Origin of the sequence: Kribbella sp. NPDC051936 (genome assembly GCF_040680955.1) — a bacterium.
Lineage (GTDB): Bacteria > Actinomycetota > Actinomycetes > Propionibacteriales > Kribbellaceae > Kribbella.
This window is the reverse complement of sequence record NZ_JBFAXS010000004.1, coordinates 477789-500085: the sequence shown is the minus strand read 5'-3', so window position 1 is coordinate 500085 and position 22297 is coordinate 477789. Positions and strand designations below refer to the sequence as shown.

Here is a 22297-nt window from a genome sequence, read left to right as displayed (position 1 = left end):
TCGACATCAAGATACACGACATCGAGCCAACTTTCCCGCGATCAGGAAACCTGTGGAAGAACCTCCGCCGCGATCAGGTCGAGGTGGTCGAGGTCCTGCAGGTCCATGATCTGCACGTACTGGCGCTGCGATCCGACCGCTGCGAACTGTCCCAGCCGGTCCACGACCTCGGCCGGCGTCCCCGCGATGCTGTTCGCCTTCAGGTCCTCGACGTCGCGGCCGATCGCCTCCGCCCGCTGCTTGACCTCGGCGTCGTCCTTGCCTACGACCACGGTGTGCGCGGTGGACAGCGCGAGCGTCTTCGGGTCACGTCCCTGCGCGACGCAGGCGGCCTGCACCCGCTTGAAGAGCGTCTCGGTGACGTCGACACCGCGGAACCCGGCGTTGAACTCGGCGGCGTACTTCGCGGCCAGCTCCGGCGTCCGCTTCTTGCCCGCGCCGCCGACGATGATCGGCGGATGCGGCTGCTGCACCGGCTTCGGCAGCGCCGGCGAGTCGCTGATCCGGTAGTGCTCGCCCTGGAAGTCGTACGTCTCCCCCACGGGCGTGTCCCACAGGCCGGTGATCAGCTCGAGCTGCTCGGACAGGATGTCGAAGCGGCCGGGGGTGTCGGGGAAGTCGAGGCCGTACGCCTTGTGCTCGGCCTCGTACCAGCCGGCGCCCAGGCCGAGCTCCGCGCGGCCGCCGCTCATCTGGTCGACCTGCGCGACCGAGATTGCGAGCACGCCGGGGTTGCGGAACGTGGCCGAGCTGACCAGCGTGCCGAGCTTGATCCGCTGCGTCTCGCGGGCCAGGCCGGCCAGCGTGATCCACGAGTCGGTCGGGCCCGGGAGGCCGTCGTTGTCGCCCATGACGAGGTAGTGGTCGGAGCGGAAGAACGCGTCGAAGCCGTTCTCCTCCGTCCTGCGGGCGACCGCGAGAAGGTCGTCGTACGAGGCGCCCTGCTGAGGTTCGGTGAAGATCCTGAGAAGCATGGCGCCCACGCTATCTCGCGCTGGTGTACAGCTTCTCCAGGTACGACGGCTGCCACTCGGGACCGCGGTCGTACAACCGGCGGACCAGCCCGTCGACGTCGAGCCGCTCCTCCACCGGGTTGTCCCACCAGTCGGGCACCTGGTCGTACCACCGGTCGATCCGCAGCGTCCGGCCGGCCGCGTCGATCCGCGCGAACAGCCACCCGCCCAGCTCGCTGCGCGCCTCCGTCAGCCACAGGTCGCCGAGCAGGCCGCTGAGCTTGTCCGCCGCGAACTCCGGGTCGTCGACCTCCGGCGGCTCCAGGTCGAACCGGTACGACGGCGCGCCCGGATCGAGCACCTGGACCTGGATCGTGAACCCCGACGGCACGATCGCCGTCCGCGCCCGGCACCAGTCGTGCAACGCCTGCACCGCCTCCGACTCCTCCGGCCGCGGCCGCGGCCGCTCCACCTCGGCCCGCATCGCCTCCTCGATCGACCCGGCCACAGGCACCACCCGCGGCCCGCCACCGCCGATCAACCCAAGCCCGGGCACCACCATCGCGACCGCGTCCCGGCGATCCGTCGTGGCATCGTCCGGCGCGTCATCGAAACTGACCGCAGGCATCACACCGGTCGGCTCGTCGTCGTCGACGACGGGCATGCTCCCCGTAGGCGTGTCGTCGTCCAACTCCGCCGCGTCCCAACCACCCGCACGCCGAGCATCCGCAGATTGCTCCGCGCCGGCCTCGGTCCAGTACTGCGAATCCCCGGGGTGACCGCCCCGCCCGTCGGCACCAGATTGCGCCATCGCGTCCCGGTCGGCGCGCGGTCCACCCCAGGATTGCGCCTCCGGGCCGGGGGTGTGCTCCGGGTCAGCGTGCGGTCCTGCCCAGGACTGCAAGGCCAGGCCGCGAGCAACGTAGGGCTCAGGCTCGGGTTGGGGTTCTGGCTCGGGTTGGGATTCCGGCTCGGGTTGGGGCTCAGGCTCGGGTTGGGGCTCTGGCTCGGGTTGGGATTCCGGCTCGGGTCGGGGCTCAGGCTCCGGTCGGGGCTCTGGCTCGGGCTCGGGCTCGGGCTCCGGCATGGGGGCCGGCTCGGGCTCCGGGTACGGCTGGGGGAACGGCTGCGGCTCCGGCTCGGGCAGGGGCTCCGGTCCGGGTTCGGGCTCCGGATCCGGGATCGGCGTCGGCTCGGGAGCCGGGCCTGGGGTCGGCTCCGGCGTCGGGCCTGGGATCGGCTCGGGCGTCGGGGTCGGGTACGGCTGTGGGCCCGGGCCTGGGGTGGGCTCGGGTGCCGGGCCTGGGTACGGCTGGGGGGTTGGCTCCGGTGCCGGGCCAGGTTCTGGCGCGGGCGGGGTGGGCTGGGGCCAGGGAGCGGGATGTGGTTCGGGCTGGGGCCACGGTTCGGGGTGTGGTTGCGGCCAGGGCTGCGGTTGAGGGTGAGGCTCTACCTGACCTTCAACCTCCGCCGCACGAGACCGCCCGAAGACCTCGTCCGCGCCGTCGAACTCCTCGTACCGCTCATCACGCCCCGCCGCGTCACCCGGCACATCGACGATCCGCAGACCATCGGCCCGCACGTCGCCTGCCCAGGCCCCCTCACCGGCAAGCCCAGACTTCCGTACGCCGCCCGCCCGCGCACCGTCGCCCGGCCCGCCAGCAGTTCGCGCCCCCTCCCCCAGAACCTCGTCGGTCGATCCAAACGCCCGTACGCCGCCGGCCCGCGCATCGTCGCCCGGCCCGTCACCGGCCGACGCCCGCACGCCGGAAGCCCTCGCCGCCTCGCCCGGTACGTCAGAGGTCCGCGGACCGTCAGCCAGGACATCGTCAGTCGGCCCAAACTCCCGCACGCCGCCGGCCCGCGCATCCTCGCCCGGCCCGTCACCGGCCGACGCCCGTACGCCAGAGGCCCCCGCCGCCGCGCCCGGTACGTCGTGGGTCGGCGCGGACGCTCGTACGTCCGAGGTCCGCGCAGGCTCGCCCGTCGGCGGGTGCGGCTGTACGCCGGAAGCCGGGCTGAGCTCACTCGGTACGTCGGAGGTCCGCGCTTCCCGGCTCGGCAGCTCGCCGGTCGGAGCGAAGGCCCGTACGTCGGAGGTCGGCGCGGCCTCAGCCGGTACGTCAGAAGTCGGCTCGGATGCGTCGCCCAGCGGCGTACGTGCGCGTGCGTCGGTGGCTCGTGCGTCGGGCGCATCCCTCCGTACGTCGGTTGCGGGCGGGGCTGCCTGCGGTACGGCGGTGGTTGACGCCTGCACCTCGGAGGCCGGCGGGGGTGAGCCCGGGTCTGTGTCGTCGAGGATTGCGGGAATCTCGGCGGTCTGGTCGTCCGCGTCTGCGAGGTCCGAATGGTCTGGCGTCGGGTCGGGGTCGGCGTGTGCGACCGGGGCGAAGGGAGACGGGCCGGTGAAGGAGGCCAACTCCTCCTCGTCAGCCGCTGCCTCGACGTACGGCCGATCTGCGTCCTCGCGAACGTCAGCGGTGCCGTCCGCCGGCCCAACGTGGTCCCCGGCAGCACCGGCCTGGTCGTGCGCCAACCCAGCATGGTCGCGGGTCGGCCCAGCGTGCTCGCGCGGCGGACCGGCGGGGGTGCGGGCGGCGGCTTCGTGTGGCTGGGGGTTGTGGGCCGCGGTCTCTTGGGGCGGGGTGGTGTCGTGGGCGCGGTCGACCGCTGCGGACTCGTCTGCGGGGAGGTCGAGGACTGCTTCGATCTCGGCGGTGGGTGCGTCGTCGTCCTCGAGGTCTGCGTTCGGAGCGAACGGCGAACCGGCAGGCGCCGCGTCCGGTGCCCGGTCGGCGGTGAAGCGCGAACCTGCCGCGCCCGGCGCGAACGGCGACTCGGGACGGGCTGCCTCCCGAGCATCCTGCGCGAACTGGGAGTCAGGATGCGCGGCTTCCCGGCCGTCCCGCGCGAACGGCGAGTCAGGATGCGCGGCTTCCCGGCCGTCCCGCGCGAACGGCGAGTCGGGGTGTGCGCCCTCCCGGGGATCCCGGGCGAACGGCGAGTCCGGGCGGGCAGGCTCGCGAGCATCCTGTGCGAATGGGGAGTCGGGGTGGGCTGGTGGCGCGGTCGGGTCGGTGGTGGGGGCTTCTACCCATTGGCCGTTGACCCAGCCGGGGCCGGTCCATGGGGGCTCGGCTTCGGGGAAGGGGGTGTATTCGTTGGTTGCGTCCTGGTCGGACCAGGACTGTTGTTCGGCGGTTTCGAAGTCCTGGTCCGCTGGAGCGGCCGCGGCGGGGGCGTCGGCGAAGAGGCTGTTGTAGAAGTCGTCGCCCTCGTACATCCCGCCGCCGACGCGCGGTGGCTCGGAGGACGGGAGGTTCGGGTTGTAGGCCGGTGTCGGAAGACCCGGACCGGACACGTTCTCGGGGAGGTACGTGCCGGGCGCAGCGAGATCAGCCTCGGGCCGCTCGTACTCAGGCTCCTCGGCGGTCTTCCGGCGCCGCAGCCAGCCCTGTTTCCGAGATCCGCCGGTGTCGTCGGGCTCGCCGGGTGACAGCGGCGGCGGGTCGGCGATCGGCTGGCCGGTGAAGGGGCTGATGCCGGGCGGGACGACGTACGACTCCTCGTCGTCGGCCTGCGGGTTGTCTCCGATCACGGCATCTTCAACGACCGACACCTCGGCCGTGTCAGGGTCCGCGGCGAAACTTGCCGGTTCTGCAACGTTGCGGGTGAAGTCCTCCGCGGCGACGACGCCGGCAGGCAGGTCGGGCTGCACCGGGGACCGCGGGTCGATGGCGAAATGGCCGAAGTACGCCGCGAGGGCCGGCGCCGAGATCCCGGGGCCGGCCGCGGCCCGGATCAGCTCCACGCCGAACGGGCGGAGCTCGTCGAGGCCGCCGAGGTAGTCGCACCACTCCGCGACCCACTCGGCCATCACGTCGGCGGTGGCCTCGTCCGAGGTGATCCACTGCCCGATCGGCGCGAACCCGTCCTCGGCCGGTTGCCACGGATCGCCGGGGTACGACGCGCGCGCCCAGCTCCCGTTGAACGCGCCGTATACGAACCCGAGCTCGCCGGCGGTCTGCCGCTGCCGCACCTCGGGCTGCCCGATCCAGTCCGGCGATCCGGCCAGCAGGTCCTCGCCCGCAGTCTGGCTGTGCTGCGTGTGGAACCCCCACAGCACCGCCCGCCCGTCCTCGAGCCGCACCATCCGCAGCGCGGACGCGGTCTCGTCCTGATGGTGGTAGCCGTCGGCGTCCGCATACCACCGGCGGTCGAAGCCCGTGGCATGGGCGACCGCGGCGAGTGCGGTCCAGCGGGCGCGCAACTCCTCCGGGTCGTCCAGGTCAACGAGCGGCATCAGGTCTCCAAGCGCATGTGGAATCCAGGCCCAGACGCTACCCGAGCCCTCCCCCACTGGCCACTTCACTGTCCACAGGCTCGAGGATGGCTACGCACTCGATGTGGTGGGTCATGCCGAACAGGTCGAAGGCGCGCAGCGACGCGATCCCGTACCCGAGCCGCCCGAACGTCTTCAGGTCCCGGGCCAGCGCCGCGGGATCGCACGCGACATAGGCCACCCGGCGCGGCCCGAGCGCCGCGATCCGCCGTACGACGTCCTTCCCGGCGCCGGTGCGCGGCGGGTCGAGGACGACGAGGTCCACGTGTTCCAGGCCCTGACCGGCGGCGGCGTTCAGCACCCGGTCGACGTCGCCGTTCTCCAGCGTCACGCCGTCCAGGTCGTGCAGGTTCCGCCGGGCGTTCCGTACGGCGTCCTTGTCGCCCTCGATCGCGAGCACCGGGCATCCCGCCTCGGCCAGGAAGGCCGCGAACAGCCCGGCACCCGAGTACAGGTCCAGCGCGGTCTCTCCGGCGACAGGCTCCAGCCCGCTCAGTACGGCGTCCAGCAGCATCTCCGGCGCCGCAGGGTGGACCTGCCAGAACCCACCGGCCTCCACCAGGAACCGCCGGTCGCGTACAACCTCAACGAGCCGCTCCCCCGGATCCTTGTCGGTCTGTACGGCGGTCTTGCCCTCTGACGACACCACGGCCTGCACAGACGTCACGCCCGGCCACCGTGAGCCAAGGACGTCCGGGGTCCCCGGATGCGCGATCAGGCACCGGTCGATGGGCACCAGGTCGTGGGAGCGGTGTGCGTACATGCCAGGCCGTCCGTCCACCACGGCGTACCGCATCCGGGTCCGCCAGCCCAGCCCGTCGTCGCCCGGGGATTCCATCACGATGGTCCGCTCGATCCCGCCGATCCGGCGGAGGGTGTCCGACACGACCGTGGCCTTCAGTCGCCGCTGCTCGACGATGTTGGCGTGCTGGAAGTCGCAGCCGCCGCAGCGCCCGGGCCCGGCATACGGGCACGGCGGTTCGATCCGCTGCGGGGACGGCGTGAGCACCTGGACCGCGTCGGCCCGCAGGTACTTCGCCGTCTGCTCGGTGATCCGGGCGTGCACCAGCTCCCCCGGCAGCGCGTGCCGGACGAAGACCACCTGCCCCTCGTGCCGGGCGACGCAGTGTCCCCCGTGCGCGACTGGCCCTACCTCCAGCTCGACTACCGCCCCGAGCAGACTGTCCTCGTCCGTCATGAGCTACCGCCCCATGACCCGCCGAGCGGCGGCGAGGCATTCATTACAGTCACCGATCTCCTGACGTCTTTCGGGCCCCGCGCCGTACCTGCCCGGCCACCCGTTCCACCCGGTCCTGCCGCTCCTCGGCCCCCTGCGACGAGAGCAACTGATAAGGAACGGACGTAACCATGACACCAGGTGTGAACAAGAGCCGCCCCTTGAGCCGCAGTGCGCTCTGGTTGTGCAGGATGTGCTCCCACCAGTGCCCGACGACATACTCCGGGATGTAGACCATCACCACGTCGCGCGGCGACTGCCGCCGGATGTCGCGCACGTACTGCAGGATCGGCCGGGTGATCTCCCGGTACGGCGAGGCGAGCCGCTTGAGCGGGACCGGGATGCCGCGGGCCTCCCACTCGGCCTGCAGCGCGTCCGCCTCGTCCCGGTCGACGTCGACGGTGACTGCCTCGAGCTGGTACGGGCGGGCCGCCTTGGCGAAGGCCAGGGCCCGCAGGGTCGGCTTGTGCAGCTTGGAGACCAGGACGATCGAGTGCACCCGCGACGGCAGCATCAACGGCTCGTCGCCCTCGGCGGCCATCTGTTTGCGGACGGTGTCGTAGTGCCGGTGGATGCCCTTCATCAGCACGAACAGCACCGCCATCGCGATGATCGCGATGTAGGCGCCGAGCAGGAACTTCGTGATCAGCACGATGATCAGCACGATGCCGGTCAACGTCAGGCCGATCGCGTTGATCACCCGGGACCGCTTCATCCGGGCCCGCTTGGCCGGGTCCTCCTCGGTGCGCAGCAGCCGGGTCCAGTGCCGGACCATGCCGGTCTGGCTGACCGTGAAGGACACGAACACGCCGACGATGTACAGCTGGATCAGCCTGGTGACCTCGGCGTTGAAGGCAACGATCAGCACGATCGCGAAACCCGCCAGGATGATGATGCCGTTGCTGAACGCGAGCCGGTCGCCGCGGGTGTGCAGCTGTCGCGGCAGGTAGCCGTCGCGGGCGAGGATCGAGCCCAGCACCGGGAAGCCGTTGAAGGCGGTGTTCGCGGCGAGCACCAGGATCACGCCGGTGGCGGCGGCGACCAGGTAGAAGCCGGGCGAGAAGTGGTCGAAGATGCCCTTCGCGAGCTGGCCGATCACCGGGTCCTGGTGGTACCCCTGGCCGACCGGCTCACCGTCGCGCAACAGCTGGGTGGCCGGGTCCTCGGCGAACCGCACCTTCATCACGTTGGCCAGCGCGACCACGCTGACCACCATCGCGATCGAGATCGACCCGAGCAGCGCCAGCGTGGTCGCCGCGTTCCGGCTCTTCGGCTTCTTGAAGGCCGGTACGCCGTTGCTGATCGCCTCGACACCGGTCAGCGCCGCACACCCGGACGAGAACGCCCGGAGGATCAGGAACGCCATCGCCAGGCCGCTGGCGCCGTGCGCGAACTGGTCCTCGGCGGCGATGTCGAGCGTCGAACTGCTGGCGTCGGGCAGGGTGCCGAACAGCAGCCGGCCGAAGCCCCAGGCGGCCATCCCGAGAATCGTGAACATGAAGATGTACGTCGGGATCGCGAACGCCGCGCCCGACTCGCGGACCCCGCGCAGGTTCATCGTGGTCAGGAACAGCACCGCGATCACGGCCGCGGTCGCCTGGTGCCCCTCGAGCCCCGGGATCGCCGAGGCGGCGTACTGCGCGGCCGACGAGATCGACACCGCGACGGTCAGGACGTAGTCCACCATCAGGGCGCTCGCGACCGTCAGTCCCGCGGTCGGCCCGAGGTTCACGTTGGCGACCTCGTAGTCACCGCCGCCGGACGGGTAGGCGTGCACGTTCTGCCGGTAGGACAGCACGACGACCACCAGCACCACCGCGACGGCCAGCGAGATCTTCCAGGAGATCGTCAGCGCGGCCAGGCCGGCGATCGACAGGGTCAGGAAGATCTCGTCGGGCGCGTACGCGACCGACGACAGCGCGTCGCTCGCGAAAACGGGCAGGGCGATGCGCTTCGGCAGCAGGGTCTCGCCCAGCTGGGTGCTGCGCAGTTTGCGACCGAGCAGCAGCCGTTTGCCGATATCGCCTAGAGCGGGAGTCACACCGGTGATGTTAGAGGGGGTCGCGGTCCGTAGAGTCATAGGGCGGCAGAGGGTGGCCGGTCCGTGATGTCAGCCGAGGGCCTGGTCCGGTGTAGCGTCTATCCCTGCCGAACGAGCCAGTAGGCCCCTGAAGGGGCGAGGAGTGATCAGGCAGTGCACGTCGTCATCATGGGCTGCGGCCGCGTCGGGTCGACGCTCGCGCGCGGTCTGGAGAAGCGGAGCCACACGGTCGCGATCATCGACCAGTCGGCCGACGCGTTCCGCCGGCTGAGCCCCAACTTCACCGGCCGGACGATCGTCGGCATGGGTTTCGACCGGGAGATCCTGATCGAGGCCGGGATCGAGGACGCCGAGGCGTTCGCGGCGGTCTCGAACGGTGACAACTCGAACATCCTCGCCGCCCGGGTGGCCCGCGAGACGTTCGGGATCGGCAACGTGGTGGCCCGGATCTACGACCCGGGCCGCGCCGAGGTCTACCAGCGGCTCGGCATCCCCACGGTCGGCACGGTCCGCTGGACCGTCGACCAGATGATGCGCCGGCTGCTGCCCGAGGGCTCCGAGCCGGAGTGGCGGGACCCGTCCGGGACGGTCCGGCTGGCCGAGGTCCACGTGCACGCGGACTGGATCGGCCGCGCCGCGTTCGACATCGAGAAGGCCACCGGCGCCCGGGTCGCGTTCCTGACCCGGCTCGGCGAGGGACTCCTGCCCCGGGCCGACACGGTCATCCAGGAGGGTGATCTGGTCCACGTGGTGTTGCTCGAGCGGGACGCCGCCGCGATCGAGTCCCAACTCGGCACCAAGCCTGAGGAGCTGTGATGCGGGTAGCCATCGCCGGCGCCGGCAACGTCGGTCGTTCGATCGCCGGCGAACTGCTGGAGAACGGTCACGAGGTGCTGCTGATCGACAAGGACCCGCGCGCGATCAAGGCCGAGTCCGTACCGCGCGCGGAGTGGCTGCTCGCCGACGCCTGCGAACTGTCGTCGCTCGAGGAGGCCGCGCTCCAGCGCTGCCAGGTGGCGATCGCCAGCACGGGTGACGACAAGGTCAACCTCGTCGTCTCGCTGCTCGCCAAGACCGAGTTCGGCGTCCCGCGGACCGTTGCCCGGGTCAACCACCCGCGCAACGAGTGGATGTTCAACGAGGCGTGGGGCGTGGACGTGTCGGTGTCCACGCCGCGGATCATGTCCGCGCTGGTCGAGGAGGCGGTGTCGGTCGGCGACCTGGTCCGGCTGTTCACCTTCCGCCAGGGCGACGCGAACCTGGTCGAGCTCACCCTGCCCGAGGACTCCCCGATGATCGGCCAGCGGGTCGGCGACGTCGACTGGCCGCTCGACACGGCGCTGGTCGTGATCCTGCGCGAGGGCCGCGTGCTGCGTCCGGACCCCGAAGGCACGCTCGAGCTCAACGACGAGCTTCTCTTCGTCGCCGCCGACGAGACCGAGGAACAGCTCGAGGCGATGCTCTCCCCCCACCACCACCACAAGGCGGAGTAACGGGAGCCGGGCCAGAGCCCGGCTCCCGTTCTGTATCACCGCAAACCGAAGGCCCGCACGATCTCCTGGTCGACAGTGTGGCCCGCTCCGTCCTCGGCCCGCGTCCGCAACGTCACGAACTGTGCGGACCGAGGCGCGTCCAGCCGGATGCTCCAACTGGCAGTGGTACGACGTACCTCGGCGCGCCGCCACGTCTTGCCGTCGTCGTACGACACGTCGACCGTCGGCCTACGGATACCGAGCGCCGACGACGTCTCGGACCAGCGTGGCGTGACGCCGAGTTCTGCCGTCCGGCCCGCCCGGCCGTCGGCATCCACGTCGACGGCGTAGTGCAGCTGGATCAGCGACTCACTGATCGCCTCGTCCGACGCGGTAGAGGTGAACCCCCACTCGGTGCGGGTCGAGGTCGAGAACGGGTTCGGGTAGGTGCCCCGGGTGTTCTCGGCGACCAGCCGGTACGGCAGCCGGTCAGGGCTCAGGCCGGTCGCGGTCAGCTGGTCCCGCTGCTCCTGCTTCACCAGTTGATCGCCTTGGTACAGGCTGAGCTGCTGGGTGAGATCCCAGTTGCCCTGCGCGGTACCGATGACCGGCCCGGTGCCCCAGCCGGGCGACACAGCGGTCAGCTGGTCACCGCTGCGGACCGGCGAGTATCCCTTCGCCAGCCACGGTCGCTGGATCGGCCCGAACCACTGGATCGGCGTTCGGCTCCCGGCCCGGTAACTCGTCCAGCCCGGTTCGACCTGCTGGATCTCGCGCAGGATCTGGGCACTGGCCTGGTACTGCACCCCGGCGGTCACCCAGTCGGTCCGCGTCCCGGCGACCGGCATCCCCCAGCTGTTCATGCTCGATTCCCAGTCTCCGTTCCACACGTCGTACCGGTTCTCGACACCGTCGCCCGGGCGGAAGTTGCGATAGGCAACGTCGAGTCGGGCGAGGTCCCGCGGACCAGGCCGGTACGTCGGGTCCGCCGGGACGTGATCGGCGAAGTGCGACAGGTCGTACTGGTAGGCCGTCACCGGGTTCGAGTCGGCGGTGAGTGTGTGCTGCCGGCCCTGCCGCAGTGCGGTGATCAGGCGCTCGCCCTCGTCCCGGGTCAGCGTCGCGATCGTGAGCGGCGGCGGCGCCGGCGCCCAGATCGAGTCCACCCACGGGTCGAGCTTCCCGACCCCGTCGTTCACCACCACGAGCAGCTTCGCGCCGGCCTCGGCCGCTGCCGCCGCCTGGTCCTGCAGCGACACGGCGTCGCTCCGCCGGACCACCACGGCCTTGCCCCGGCGGTCCACGCCGCGCGTCGCGGCCGCGGACCCGTCCCCGACGTACACGGCCTCCAGATCGTGGCGGCCCTTCGGCAGCGGCGTAGCAGCCCGCCGGACGCGCACGTCGTCGTACGAGCCGAGTGTGAGCGCGGGCTGTTCGAGCCGCCAGCGCGCGCCGGCCACGAACGAGCCGTCGGTCACCTTCTGCGTCGGCAGCACCCACGCGCTGTCGTAGCTGGGGTCCGGCCAGCGCGAGGAGCCCACCGAGAAGTCCCGGCCGAAGTCGCGGTACGTGTTGACCCGCACCTCGCCGAGCGTGGTGGCCTGGGGCGCCGTGCTCTTCAACGGGCGAGCCTGGCGCGCGTCGTACGTCGCCGTCCGGTCCTGGTCGAGGTGGATGTCGACCAGGCTGAGAACGGCGAGGCCCTTGCTGCTCGGCCCGTGGGTACCTTCGACGTCGGCGGTCAGCCAGGTCGTGTAGTCGCCGGCCGGGAGCCGCAACTGCACACCCTCCTCGCCGACCGTGAACTGGCCGTAGCTGCCCCGCCCGATCAGGATCGCGTCACCGGCCAGCGGCCGCCCGGACCGGTCCTTGGCATTCAGCGTGAGTACATGGCGCTCGCCCTCCCCGCCGATCCCGATCAGCGTCCCGAGCTGGCGGTGATTCGCGGCGTCGACCGCGACGAGCCGGCCGGACAGTTGCTTGTCGACCGGTAACAGGTCGACCGCGGCGGTGAGCGTCACACTCGCCGTACCGTGTGCCGGCACGGTGACCCTCGACGCCGAAAGCGTGAACAGGCCCGCCGGAGCCTCGTCGACCTGGGTCGAGAGCTCGAGTGTGGCGTCGGTGTCACCATCGTTCGTGTAGGTGATCTCCTTGACCACCTTCTCCCCCGCCGGCACCGGCCAAGTGTGATAATCGGAGTACGCCGAGGCCGTCGCGGAGAGCGGTGACTTGCTGCTCGCCGCGATGTCGAGACGACCGTTTCCGGCCTTGTACGGCAGGTACTGCGGCGTGGGCCTGGCGTTGCTCACCAGAGCGTCTTTCAGCTGCTGGCCCGACCAGTCCGGGTGTTGTGCAGCGAGCAGGGCCGCCGCGCCGGCGACGTGCGGCGTCGCCATCGACGTACCGCTGAGCTCCTGGTAGTACCCGGAGCCTTCGGCGGCGTACTGCGAGCGGGCCGCCAGGATCGCGACCCCGGGCGCGGTGATCTCGGGCTTCAGCCCGCCGTCACCGAGACGCGGTCCCCAACTGGAGAAGTCGGCCAGGTTGTCGGCGGCGTCGACCGCACCGACGGTCAGCGCGGCGTCCGCGGCCCCCGGCGATCCGACGGTGTAGAACCCGGGTCCGGCGTTGCCGGCGGCCACGGTGAAGAGGGCCCCGGTCTCGGCCGAGAGCGTGTTCAGTGCCTGGCTCATCGGGTCGGTGCCGTCCGTGGGACTGCCACCCAGGCTCATGCTGATCACCTTGGCGTGCTGGTCGCGGGCGGCCCACTCCATGCCCGCGATGATCCAGGACTCCTGGCCGCCGCCCTCGTTGTTCAGCACCTTGCCGACGTGCAGCCGGGCGCCGGGCGCGACACCGCGCTCCACACCGCCGGAGGCGTCGCCGGTGCCGGCGATCGTCGAGGCGACGTGCGTACCGTGCCCCTGCCGGTCGGTGACGTCCTCGCCGGGGACGAAGCTGGCCGACGCGGTGACCCGGTCGTCAAGGTCGGGGTGCTCCAGATCGACCCCGGTGTCCAGGACCGCGACGTCGACGCGCTGGCCGGTGTTGCCGCCCTGCCACACCTCGGGCGCGCCGATCTGCGCGGTGCTGTCGGCGAGGTCGGCCTTGACCTTGCCGTCCAGCCAGACCTTGGCGATGCCGCCGGACAGCGCCGGCGTCTGCGACCGCGCGGTGGAGCCCGCGGTCAGCGAGTGCCAGAAGCCGGCCGTTCCGTCGGTGACCATCGCGGCGCCGTGGATGCTGTCCAGCGTGCGCTGCCGGCGGGCACCGGCCGGCACCTGCTGAGTCCGCGAACGCGCCGCGGCGTCGGTGTAGGTGACGATCAACGGCACCTGGTCGCCGTACCCATCGGCCACCAGCCTGGTGACGTTGAACAGGTCGTCGTCCAGGAGCTTCGCGGCCAGGTAGCGGCCGGCCGAGCGCGGATACACGTAGGTGTCGCCGCCGTCGACGTGTACGTCGTTGTCCGCGAGCCGGCCGTCGGGGCCGGTCACGGTCACGTTCTGCTTGCCATCTGCTCCGACGGACAGTGTCACCTTGTCACCGGTGACCAGGGTGACGCTTCCCGCGACCGGCTTGGCAGCCGGCGCGATCTTGGAAGGCGTTGAAGGGGTGGTGCCGGGTTGGGCAGCGGCGGCGGGGCCGCCGGTCAAGGTCGCGGCCAGGACGACAACTGCCATACAGGCAGCGGCCGGCCCGGACCCACGGCCAAGGCGTGGTGTCACGAGTGCCTCACAGGATTCGTGCGAACAAAGTCGCGAAATCGTAGGCACCCGGACGCGGAGCGTTCAGCGGATAACTGTGGCCTGTTCTCGCCACGTCATCCTTGTGACACCGCGGCTACTTCTTGTTGCCCCGCAGCAGGTGGGTGATGCTGTCGCGGGCCTCGGCCCACTTCTCGGCGGGCATGGAACCGCGAAGGACGGCGTAGGCGAGCCAGATCGCCAGCGCATAGAAGGGCAGCCCCAGGCCGATCTTCGCGATGCCGAGCGCGTTCAGGCTGCCGGTGAAGTACAGCGGGACCTGGACGATCAGGCGGATCGCGAACAGGCCGACGAAGACCAGGGTGGCACGGGAGAAGCCCTTGAGCAGGTCAGGATCGCGCCGCCAGGCAGTGCCGGTCTGGGTGATCACGCCGTACAGGACGCCGAACAGGGGCCAGCGGATCAGGACCGTGATCAGGTACAGCAGGCCGTAGCCGAGGTTGGTGAGCAGGCCGGGGACATAGAAGTCCTTGGCGTTGCCGGTGCGGTTCGCGACCCAGGCCGAGATCAGTACGCCGATGAAGCCGCCGAACACGTTCCGCAGGGCTTGCCGACGGATCAGCCGCACCACCGCGAGCGCCGCGGCCAGTCCGACGGCGATGATCAGCGAGAGCTGCAGCTTGTGATCGGTGACGGCGTACGCGACCAGGAACGCGATCCACGGCAGGCCGATGTCGAGCAGCGCACCCCAGCCGCCGAGCGCGTGGAAGAAGTCCTTGTCGGTGGACTTCGGCGGCTGCTCCTCTTGCGCGGCCTGGGTGGCGGCCGCCTCGACCTCGGGCTGCAGGATCTCGACCAGCTTCTCCTGCAGATCGTCCTCGACCTGGTCCCGGCGGGACGTCGGCTCAGCCATGAGCAGCCTGGGGACGCAGCTCGTACCGCGGGTTGAACATCACCCGGTCGCCGTCGACGACGCCGATCCGGCCGGAGGCGATCAGCTCCGAGCCGGCGTGGATGCCGCCGATCTTGCGGCGGCCGAGCCAGATCAGCTTCACCGTGCCGGTGCCGTCGTACAACTCACCCTCCAGTGCAGGTACGCCGCCGCGCGGGCTGAACGTGATGGTGCGCAGCGTGCCGTACAGCGTGACCAGTTCGCGGTCGTGGCAACCGGTGATGGACCGCGCGCCGCAGTCCTGCGCGAAGTCCTGGAGGACCTCCGCGTCCTGCTGGTCACGGTCTCCGGCCAGCCCACGGAACGCACGCTTCCACAGCCCCGCGGGTTTGTTGCTACCCATGTCGTCGAGTGTAGTCCGCTCAGACCTCTTCGGGCGCGTTCGGTTCGGCGCCCGGCGGCAACTGCAGCGGCAGCGACTCGCGGACCGCCATCGGCTCGTTCCCGCGGACCACGACGACGTTGCGCAGCGTCGCCTCCATCGGCTCGGCGGCGTCCGGCTCGACGGCGGCGCGGCCGAGCACCGTGCCGCGGAGCAGCCAGCGCGGGCCGTCCACACCGATCACCCGGGAGGTCTGGCTGAACACCTGTCCCTCCGGGTCCTCGACCGGGACGACCAGGACCAGCTCGGTGCCGAACGGGCCGTCGGTCTCGGTCGCCGTACCACCCATCCGGGCGGCCTCGGCGGCGATCTCCTGGCGGACCTCGTTCCAGATGCCGGTGGTCTTCGGCGCCGCGAACGCGCGCAGTTCCAGGGCGGAGTCGTCGAGCATCAGCAGCACCGCCTGGACGACGCCGCTCTGCTCGTCCACCTGCAGGCCGAGCTCCATACCGGGCCTGCCGGTGACGACCAGCGCGCCCAGATCGATCCGGTCCTCCGCCTCCAGCTCGGCGGCGTCGACCTCACTCGAGTCGTACGGGCCCTCGGCGCGGACGTCCGCCGCACCGGCCTCCTCGAGGGTCTCGCTCGTCTCGGGCTCGTCGTTCTTGCCCTTGCGGCGGAAGATCACAGCTGTTGCCTACTTCCTTGGTTGATTGCGGCCGCCGTAGTCTCGCGCATCCGACAGGTCAACGGATGCACCTGCTCAGCGTGTCACATCGCCGAAACCGCCGGTCGACCCGTGTCCCCCGTCACCCCGTGCGGAGCCGGGCAGCGCGGTCACCTCGACGAAGCGGGCCTTCTCCACCTGCTGGACGACGAGCTGCGCGATCCGGTCGCCGCGGCGGATCGTCACCTCGGCGCGCGGGTCCAGGTTGATCAGGTTGATCTTGATCTCACCCCGGTACCCGGCGTCGACGGTGCCGGGGGCGTTCACGATCGAGACGCCGTGCTTCGCGGCCAGCCCGGAGCGCGGGTGCACGAACGCGGCGTACCCGTCCTGCAGGGCGATGGCGATCCCGGTGCCGACCAGGCCGCGCTCCCCCGGCTTCAGGGTGAGGTCGGCGGCCGCCACCAGGTCCGCGCCGGCGTCGCCGGGATGCGCGTACGACGGGAGCGGCAGGTCGGGGTCGAGTCGCTGGATGAGTACCTCGGTCACGAGAGGCGACCCTATCGAGCGCGCCGGACGGTCCACGTGCCAGGCTGGTCCTGTGGGCCTGGAACAAAGCAAGTATCGCGAGAGTCTGCGGGTGCCGGTGTCGTGGTGGATCATCGCCGCCGCCGCTGTGGTCACGCTGTTCGTCATCGTCGCCGTGCCGGTCGGGACGGCCGCGGGCGCGATCGTCGGCGGGCTCGCCGCCGTCCTGCTGCTGGCGCTGTTCCTGCGGTACGGCGGCGCGCGGGTCGAGGTCGACGACAAGCGGTTCAAGGCCGGGCGTGCCGAGATCGACCGCGCGTACCTGGGCGCGGTCGAGGCGCTGACCGGCGACGACGCCCGGCACGCGTTCGGGCGGGACTGCGACCCGAACGCGTTCCTCGTCCTGCGCAGCTACCTTCGCGGGGCCGTCCGGGTGCAGATCACCGATCCGGCCGACCCGGCGCCGTACTGGGTGGTCGCCACCCGCCACCCCGACCGATTGGCTGCCGCCCTGAGCGGGCACAGCGTGGGAAGATCCTGACGTCAGCAGTCGTCCTAGGAGGGTGCAGTGGTCGGAGCGAAGATCGGCTGGAAGCTGGTGCAGGCCGCCTTCACGATCGTGGTGGGCCTGGCCGCGAGCAAGGCGGTCAGCACGGCCTGGAAGCTGGGATCGGGCGGGAAGCCGCCCAAGGACGGCCAGGGCGAGTACCTGGAGGTCATGACCTGGGCTGCCGCCAGTGCCGCGGCCGCCGCAGCTGCGAAGCTGTTCGCGGAGCGCCGCGCCGCGGCGTACTACCTGAAGAGCACGGGCCACGCACCGCCCGGCTACGTCCAGGACTCGGTCGCCGGTCGCCTGATCAGAGGCACCGACACCGGGCTGGTCAAGAAAGAGGACTGAGTCCGAACGCACAACAGCGGGACCTCCCACCGGAGTGGGACGGTCCCGCTGTTCGTTGTGCGAAGTAGGGCGCGCTGGTGTCAGGCTGCGCAGTCGCGGCAGATCAGCTGCCCGTTCTTCGTTTCGGCGAGCTGGCTGCGGTGGTGAACCAGGAAGCAGCTCGAACAGGTGAACTCGTCGGCTTGGCGCGGGAGGACCCGGACCGCCAGCTCCTCGTGACTCAGGTCCGCGCCGGGCAGCTCGAAGCTCTCCGCGGCCTCGGCCTCGTCCTCGTCGACCTTGCCGGAGTTCTTGTCGTGACGGCGTGTCTTGAGCTCCTCGATCGACTCTTCGGAAGCGTCCTCGTCCGTCTTGCGCGGGGCGTCGTAATCAGTCGCCATGGTGTTTCCCTGCCCTCTTCGTACCCGTGGTGTTGCCTGCTGAGCCCTTGAACGGGTGGAGCGGCCGAGAAATTCCGCGTCGGAGCACCGCGCCGAACTTTCGTCCCCCGAAACCCTTGACAGCCAGGCCGGGACCGGCAAACACCGTTCCCGAGGACGGGATTGTGCCTTATAAAGGTCCGCAATGCACGACTGGGTCCATGGTGTGGCCCGCGTGTCGCCACAAATGTCAGGACCGAACAGCAGAATGCTCGTTAGTGCGCACTAGTGCGCAGAAACGAGCACTCTCCGGCAGCTACGCGCGCAACGGGTCGGCTGCGGCGAGTAACGCGTGGAACGGCTCGAACAGCGCCGGCGTGGCCGCGATCGACATCTCCGGCGACACCGGCGCGCCGTTCAGCCCGCCGATGCGGGCGCCGGCCTCGGCCGCGATCAGCGCCCCGGCGCCGTAGTCCCACGGGTTCAGGCCGCGTTCGTACACCACGTCCAGCCGGCCGCAGGCGACGTAGCACAGGTCGATCGCCCCGACCCCGATCCGGCGGATGTCGCGGACCTTGGTGATCAGGTGCTGGATCACCTCGGCCTGAACCTGCCGGCGGGCCGGGTCGTACCCGAAACCGGTCCCGACCAGTGCCTGACCCAGCTCGGTCGCACCCGACACCTGGATCGGCCGTCCGTCGGCGAACGCCCCACCGCCCTTCGTCGCCGTGAACACCTCGCCCTTCGGCGCGTCCACGACCACCCCGGCGACGGTCTCCCCGCCGTACTCCACCGCGATCGAGACGGCGTACGTCGGGAGGTCGTAGAGATAGTTGACGGTGCCGTCGATCGGGTCGACCACCCAGCGCACACCGCTGGTGCCGACCACGTCGTCGCCCTCCTCGCCGAGGAACGAGTCGTCCGGCCGGGCCTGCAGGATCCGGGCCCGGATCAGTTCCTCGGACTCGCGGTCCACCGCCGTGACCACGTCGGTGACGGTGCTCTTGGTGTCGGCGACGGTGACCGTGCCGCGGCGGCGTTCGACGATCAGGTGCGCCGCCTCCTCCGCCACGTCGACCGCAAGCTTCAACAGCTCATCTGAAGACGTCATACAGCTTCCTTAGCTGGGGTGGGTCGGCGGAGCGGTGGGCAGCAGTCGCGGCGGCAGTCGTCCCAGCCGGGGCCGAGCTCGCCGACGCAGGGCCGGGCCGGCTGCTCGCCACGCTCGGCCGCCGCCCGCTCGAGCACGAGGTCGCGGAGCATCGTGACGAACCGCTCGTCGGTCCCCGGCGTCGCGGCCCGGGCCATCGGCAGCCGGAGCTTCTCGGCCGTCGCCGCGGCCTCGGTGTCGAGGTCGTAGATGACCTCCATGTGGTCGCTGACGAACCCGATCGGTACGACGGCCACACCGGGCACGCCCTCGGCGGCCAGCGCCTCCAGGTGGTCGTTCACGTCCGGCTCGAGCCAGGGCACCTGCGGCGGCCCGGACCGCGAGCAGTAGACGAGGTCGGTCCGCCGGGTCTGCCCGGTGCGGCGCTCGAGCTCCGCGGTGATCGACGCGGCGACGTCCAGGTGCCAGCTGACGTACCCGTCGCCGTCCGGGCCGCTGGTCGCGTTCATCGCGGTCGGGATCGAGTGCGTGACGTACGCGATCGCGGCGCCGTCCGGGAGCGTGCTCAGCGCGTCGGCGGTCGACTCGACGAACGCGCCGACGAAGCCGGGGTGGTTCGCGTAGTGCCGGAGCTTGTCGATCCGCGGCGCGTCCGGGACCTCGCGGGCGGCGTCCTCGAGGTTCTCCCGGTACTGCCGGCAGCCGGAGTACGACGGGTAGGCCGACGTGACGATCACCACGGCGCGCCGGATGCCGTCGGCGGCCATCTCACGCATCGTGTCGGTCAGGTACGGCGCCCAGTTGCGGTTGCCCCAGTAGATCGGCAGGTCCAGCCCGATCTCGTCGAACGACGCCCGCAGCGCCTTCAGCAGCGCCCGGTTCTGGTCGTTGATCGGGCTCCGGCCGCCGAACGAGTAGTAGTGCTCGCCGACCTCTTTCAGGCGCTCGTCGGGGATCCCGCGGCCGCGGGTCACGTTCTGCAGGAAGGGCAACACGTCCTCGGGCTTCTCGGGCCCGCCGAACGAGAGCAACAGCACAGCGTCGTAGGGAGGTGCGGCTGGCGACATATTCCAAGCTTCTCAGACGGCCGGAAGCTAAGCTGCTCCCGGTCTCTCATGCTCAAGCCCTACGTTCACCTCATGCGCCGTCCCGGTGCCGGCGCCTTCTTCGCCGCCGGGATCCTCGGGCGCATGCCGATCTCGATGATCGGCCTCGGCATCGTCATCCTGATCGCCCAGGAGAGCGGTTCGTACGGTCTGGCCGGCGCGGTCTCCGGCGTGGCCGTGATCGCGGGTGCGCTGACCGGTCCGGTCCAGGGACGCCTCGTCGACCGCTTCGGTCAGCGCGGGCTGATCCTGATCGGCTCAGTGACCTGCACGGTCGCTCTGGCCGCACTGCTGGTCGCGGTCCGCGCCGACGCTGCTGTCTGGGTGCTCTACGTGCTGTCGTTCATCGCCGGTGGCATGCGGCCGCAGGTCGGCTCGTTCGTGCGGGCCCGCTGGACGCACTTGCTGGGCCGTGGTCGCGCACTGCAGACGGCCTTCGCACTGGAGGCTGTCGGCGACGAGGTGGTGTTCATCGTCGGCCCTGTCCTCGTCACCGCGCTGGCGACGCAGGTGAGCCCGTACGCCGCTCTGTCGGCGGCCGGCGTATTGGGACTGGCTGGTGGTATCTGGCTGGCGTTGCTGCGCGCATCCGATCCGCCTGGCCGTGGCAAGGCGAACGGCCACGAGCAGGCGCCACTCCCCTGGCTGTCGATCATGCTGCTCAGCTTGATCGGTCTGGGTCTCGGCGCGACTCTCGGCGGCGCCGAGGTGATCACCGTGGCGTTCACCACCGAGAAGGGACAGGCCGGGCTGTCCGGCGTCGTACTCGCGGTCTGGGCGTTCGGCAGCCTGCTGGCCGGGCTCTGGTACGGCTCGGTGCACTGGCGGGCGCCGGTCGAGCGCCGGCTGCTGCTCGGCACGGTCGCGCTCGCGATCACGCTCGCGCCGCTCCCCTGGGTCGACAGCATCTGGCTGCTCGGTGCGGTGCTCTTCTGCTGCGGCATGACGATCGCTCCGACGATGGTCGCGGTCACCGCGTGTGTCGAGGAGTGGGTGCCTCCGGAGCGACTGACCGAAGCGATCACGTGGACCGTCACCGGCATCCTGCTCGGCGTCGCCCCGGGCAACGCGGCCGCCGGCCACGCGGTCGACGTGTGGGGCCCGTCGGACGCGTACTGGGTCCCGTTCGGCGTCGGGATCGCCTGCGCGCTCGTCGCCGCGGTCTCCATCACCTTCGCCCGCCCGAAGGAACGCTTCGCCCACAACTAGGCTTGCATCTCCTGTTACTGGAGGTGTTTGGGTAGTGGGCATGGACCACTCGATCGGGGCTGCGGCGCGGCTCGCCGGGGTGTCGGTGAAGGCCGTGCGGCACTACTCCGACCTCGGGTTGCTGACGTCCCGGCGGACTGCGGCCGGCCACCGGCGGTACGACGACACAGCCGTCGCCCGACTACGGCTGATCCGGACGTTGCGGGCCCTGGACCTGGATCTGCCGACGATCGGCGCCGTGCTGCGGGACGAGCGCTCACTCGCCGACGTCGCCGCCACCCATGCGGAGGCATTGGCGATCCAGATCCAGACGCTACGCCGGCAGCACGCCCTGCTCACGGTCCTCGCCCGACATCCCGAACCGAAGGACCTTGACCTCATGACCGAACAGTCCGAGCAGGACCGCCGCGCGCTGATCGCAGACTTCCTCAGCGCGACGCTCCGAGGCGTCGACCAAGCGATCCACCAGAACCTCACCCCGGTGCTGCCCGAGGACGCCGACGCCACCCAGCTCGCCGCCTGGTCGGAGATCACCAGACTGGTGTCCGACGACGACTTCCGTACGTCGGTGCGCCGCCTGGCGACCGGCTACCAGGCGCTCGCGAGCCAGCGCACCGACGACCCGCTGCGCGCCGACCCGGCGTACCGCGGGCGGCTGATCGCACTACGCCGCGCCGTGGATCCACGCTGGGAGCGCTATCTCGAGCTCGTTGCCGTGGTCAACGGCTGGGCTGCGCCGTCACGGATTGCGGGGTAGCGGGGCGTTCCAGCCGCGGCGGATCGCGACCAGCCGGATCGCGAAGCAGGTGACGGCGGCGGCGATCGGGATCCACAGGGCGTGGTAGTCCAGCGCGGACGCGATGACCACGATGGCGGCCCCCAGGAGCGCCGGGGTGGCGTAGATCTCGGAGCGCAGGACGACCGGGACGCGGCCGCTGAGCACGTCGCGCAGCACTCCGCCGCCGATGCCCGAGAGCACTCCGAGGAGTGCCGCGGAGATCGGCGACAGGCCGAACTCGATCGCCTTCAGTGCCCCGGTCACGCAGAACAGGGCAAGACCGGCCGCGTCGAAGATGTTCACCAGCCGCTCGACACGGCCGATACCCGGGTGCAGGAAGAACGTCAGCAGACCGGCCACGATCGGAACCACCAGGTACCGCCAGTCCCGGAGCGCGGCCGGCGGCGCCTGGCCGATCAGCACGTCCCGGATGAAGCCGCCGCCGAGCCCGGTGACCAGTGCCAGCACCTCGATCCCGAACACGTCCAGCTTCTTGCGTACGCCGACCAGCGCGCCGGTGATCCCGAACACGAAAATCCCGATCAGGTCGAGCACCTGCAGCACCACGGATCCGCTCACAGCCCGCACGCTAAACCACGCGCGCCGCCGCTC

The 22297-nt window shown here is 70.8% G+C and carries 19 protein-coding genes; 6 read left to right on the top strand and 13 right to left on the bottom strand.

Features of this window, described 5'->3' with window-relative positions; genetic code table 11:
- Positions 1 to 41 precede the first annotated feature (41 nt).
- From AB0L64_RS16300 to AB0L64_RS16285, 4 genes are read right to left on the bottom strand one after another with little or no spacing between them, the layout of a single operon-like run.
- Positions 42 to 974, bottom strand: a complete 933-nt coding sequence (locus AB0L64_RS16300) for an LLM class F420-dependent oxidoreductase (RefSeq protein WP_363710915.1) — start codon at positions 972 to 974, stop codon at positions 42 to 44.
- Between the two features lie 10 nt (positions 975 to 984).
- Positions 985 to 5256, bottom strand: a complete 4272-nt coding sequence (locus tag AB0L64_RS16295; protein ID WP_363710914.1) for a hypothetical protein — start codon at positions 5254 to 5256, stop codon at positions 985 to 987.
- A 37-nt stretch (positions 5257 to 5293) separates the two neighbouring features.
- On the bottom strand, positions 5294 to 6493 hold the full coding sequence (locus tag AB0L64_RS16290) for a class I SAM-dependent RNA methyltransferase (RefSeq protein ID WP_363710913.1): 1200 nt from the start codon (positions 6491 to 6493) through the stop codon (positions 5294 to 5296).
- 49 nt (positions 6494 to 6542) lie between these two features.
- Positions 6543 to 8612 (bottom strand): APC family permease, encoded by a 2070-nt coding sequence (locus tag AB0L64_RS16285; protein ID WP_363710912.1) that lies wholly within the window; start codon positions 8610 to 8612, stop codon positions 6543 to 6545.
- Between the two features lie 114 nt (positions 8613 to 8726).
- Here AB0L64_RS16285 and AB0L64_RS16280 point away from each other — a divergent pair, with 114 nt between their 5' ends.
- Together AB0L64_RS16280 and AB0L64_RS16275 are read left to right on the top strand one after the other, a co-directional pair.
- The gene (locus AB0L64_RS16280; protein ID WP_359929494.1) at positions 8727 to 9389 is read left to right on the top strand and encodes a TrkA family potassium uptake protein; all 663 of its coding nucleotides are present in this window, start codon (positions 8727 to 8729) and stop codon (positions 9387 to 9389) included.
- Positions 9389 to 10066, top strand: a complete 678-nt coding sequence (locus tag AB0L64_RS16275) for a TrkA family potassium uptake protein (RefSeq protein WP_359929496.1) — start codon at positions 9389 to 9391, stop codon at positions 10064 to 10066. The genes AB0L64_RS16280 and AB0L64_RS16275 overlap by 1 nt, the downstream gene beginning before the upstream one ends.
- A 35-nt stretch (positions 10067 to 10101) precedes the next feature.
- On the opposite strand, the gene AB0L64_RS16270 is transcribed toward AB0L64_RS16275, so the two are convergent.
- From AB0L64_RS16270 to dut, 5 genes are all read right to left on the bottom strand, one after another.
- Positions 10102 to 13731 (bottom strand): S8 family serine peptidase, encoded by a 3630-nt coding sequence (locus AB0L64_RS16270; RefSeq protein WP_363710911.1) that lies wholly within the window; start codon positions 13729 to 13731, stop codon positions 10102 to 10104.
- 160 nt (positions 13732 to 13891) lie between these two features.
- A complete protein-coding gene (locus AB0L64_RS16265) occupies positions 13892 to 14668 on the bottom strand; it encodes a DUF3159 domain-containing protein (RefSeq protein WP_363710910.1) in 777 nt (258 codons plus the stop codon).
- A complete protein-coding gene (locus tag AB0L64_RS16260) occupies positions 14661 to 15050 on the bottom strand; it encodes an OB-fold nucleic acid binding domain-containing protein (RefSeq protein ID WP_355690469.1) in 390 nt (129 codons plus the stop codon). Before AB0L64_RS16260 ends, AB0L64_RS16265 begins: the two co-directional genes overlap by 8 nt.
- Positions 15051 to 15069: 19 nt before the next feature.
- A complete protein-coding gene (locus AB0L64_RS16255; RefSeq protein WP_363710909.1) occupies positions 15070 to 15717 on the bottom strand; it encodes a DUF3710 domain-containing protein in 648 nt (215 codons plus the stop codon).
- Between the two features lie 75 nt (positions 15718 to 15792).
- Positions 15793 to 16245: a dUTP diphosphatase gene (dut, locus tag AB0L64_RS16250; RefSeq protein ID WP_363710908.1), complete on the bottom strand. Its 453-nt coding sequence runs from the start codon at positions 16243 to 16245 to the stop codon at positions 15793 to 15795.
- A gap of 52 nt (positions 16246 to 16297) precedes the next feature.
- Here dut and AB0L64_RS16245 point away from each other — a divergent pair, with 52 nt between their 5' ends.
- Together AB0L64_RS16245 and AB0L64_RS16240 are read left to right on the top strand one after the other, a co-directional pair.
- Positions 16298 to 16765 (top strand): DUF3093 domain-containing protein, encoded by a 468-nt coding sequence (locus AB0L64_RS16245; RefSeq protein WP_363710907.1) that lies wholly within the window; start codon positions 16298 to 16300, stop codon positions 16763 to 16765.
- Positions 16766 to 16792: 27 nt separating this feature from the next.
- Entirely contained in the window at positions 16793 to 17122 is a 330-nt protein-coding gene (locus tag AB0L64_RS16240; protein ID WP_359929507.1) for a DUF4235 domain-containing protein, read from the top strand.
- Positions 17123 to 17202: 80 nt separating this feature from the next.
- On the opposite strand, the gene AB0L64_RS16235 is transcribed toward AB0L64_RS16240, so the two are convergent.
- The 3 genes from AB0L64_RS16235 to AB0L64_RS16225 all read right to left on the bottom strand — a co-directional run bounded on the left by AB0L64_RS16235 (position 17203) and on the right by AB0L64_RS16225 (position 19659).
- The gene (locus AB0L64_RS16235) at positions 17203 to 17502 is read right to left on the bottom strand and encodes a DUF4193 domain-containing protein (protein WP_130379292.1); all 300 of its coding nucleotides are present in this window, start codon (positions 17500 to 17502) and stop codon (positions 17203 to 17205) included.
- A 295-nt stretch (positions 17503 to 17797) separates the two neighbouring features.
- Complete coding sequence (locus AB0L64_RS16230) at positions 17798 to 18592, bottom strand: inositol monophosphatase family protein (RefSeq protein WP_363710906.1); 795 nt, start codon at positions 18590 to 18592, stop codon at positions 17798 to 17800.
- Positions 18589 to 19659 (bottom strand): ferrochelatase, encoded by a 1071-nt coding sequence (locus AB0L64_RS16225; protein WP_363710905.1) that lies wholly within the window; start codon positions 19657 to 19659, stop codon positions 18589 to 18591. Before AB0L64_RS16225 ends, AB0L64_RS16230 begins: the two co-directional genes overlap by 4 nt.
- Before the next feature lie 72 nt (positions 19660 to 19731).
- Between AB0L64_RS16225 and AB0L64_RS16220 the strand changes: the two genes are divergently transcribed.
- Together AB0L64_RS16220 and AB0L64_RS16215 are read left to right on the top strand one after the other, a co-directional pair.
- Positions 19732 to 20907 carry an MFS transporter gene (locus AB0L64_RS16220; RefSeq protein WP_363710904.1) on the top strand — a complete coding sequence of 392 codons (1176 nt, stop codon included), beginning with the start codon at positions 19732 to 19734 and terminating at the stop codon, positions 20905 to 20907.
- Between the two features lie 40 nt (positions 20908 to 20947).
- The gene (locus AB0L64_RS16215) at positions 20948 to 21664 is read left to right on the top strand and encodes a MerR family transcriptional regulator (protein WP_363710903.1); all 717 of its coding nucleotides are present in this window, start codon (positions 20948 to 20950) and stop codon (positions 21662 to 21664) included.
- Here the strand turns inward: AB0L64_RS16215 and AB0L64_RS16210 are convergent.
- Positions 21647 to 22264 (bottom strand): trimeric intracellular cation channel family protein, encoded by a 618-nt coding sequence (locus AB0L64_RS16210; RefSeq protein WP_363710902.1) that lies wholly within the window; start codon positions 22262 to 22264, stop codon positions 21647 to 21649. The two genes, AB0L64_RS16215 and AB0L64_RS16210, sit on opposite strands and share 18 nt — an antisense overlap.
- Positions 22265 to 22297 lie beyond the last annotated feature (33 nt).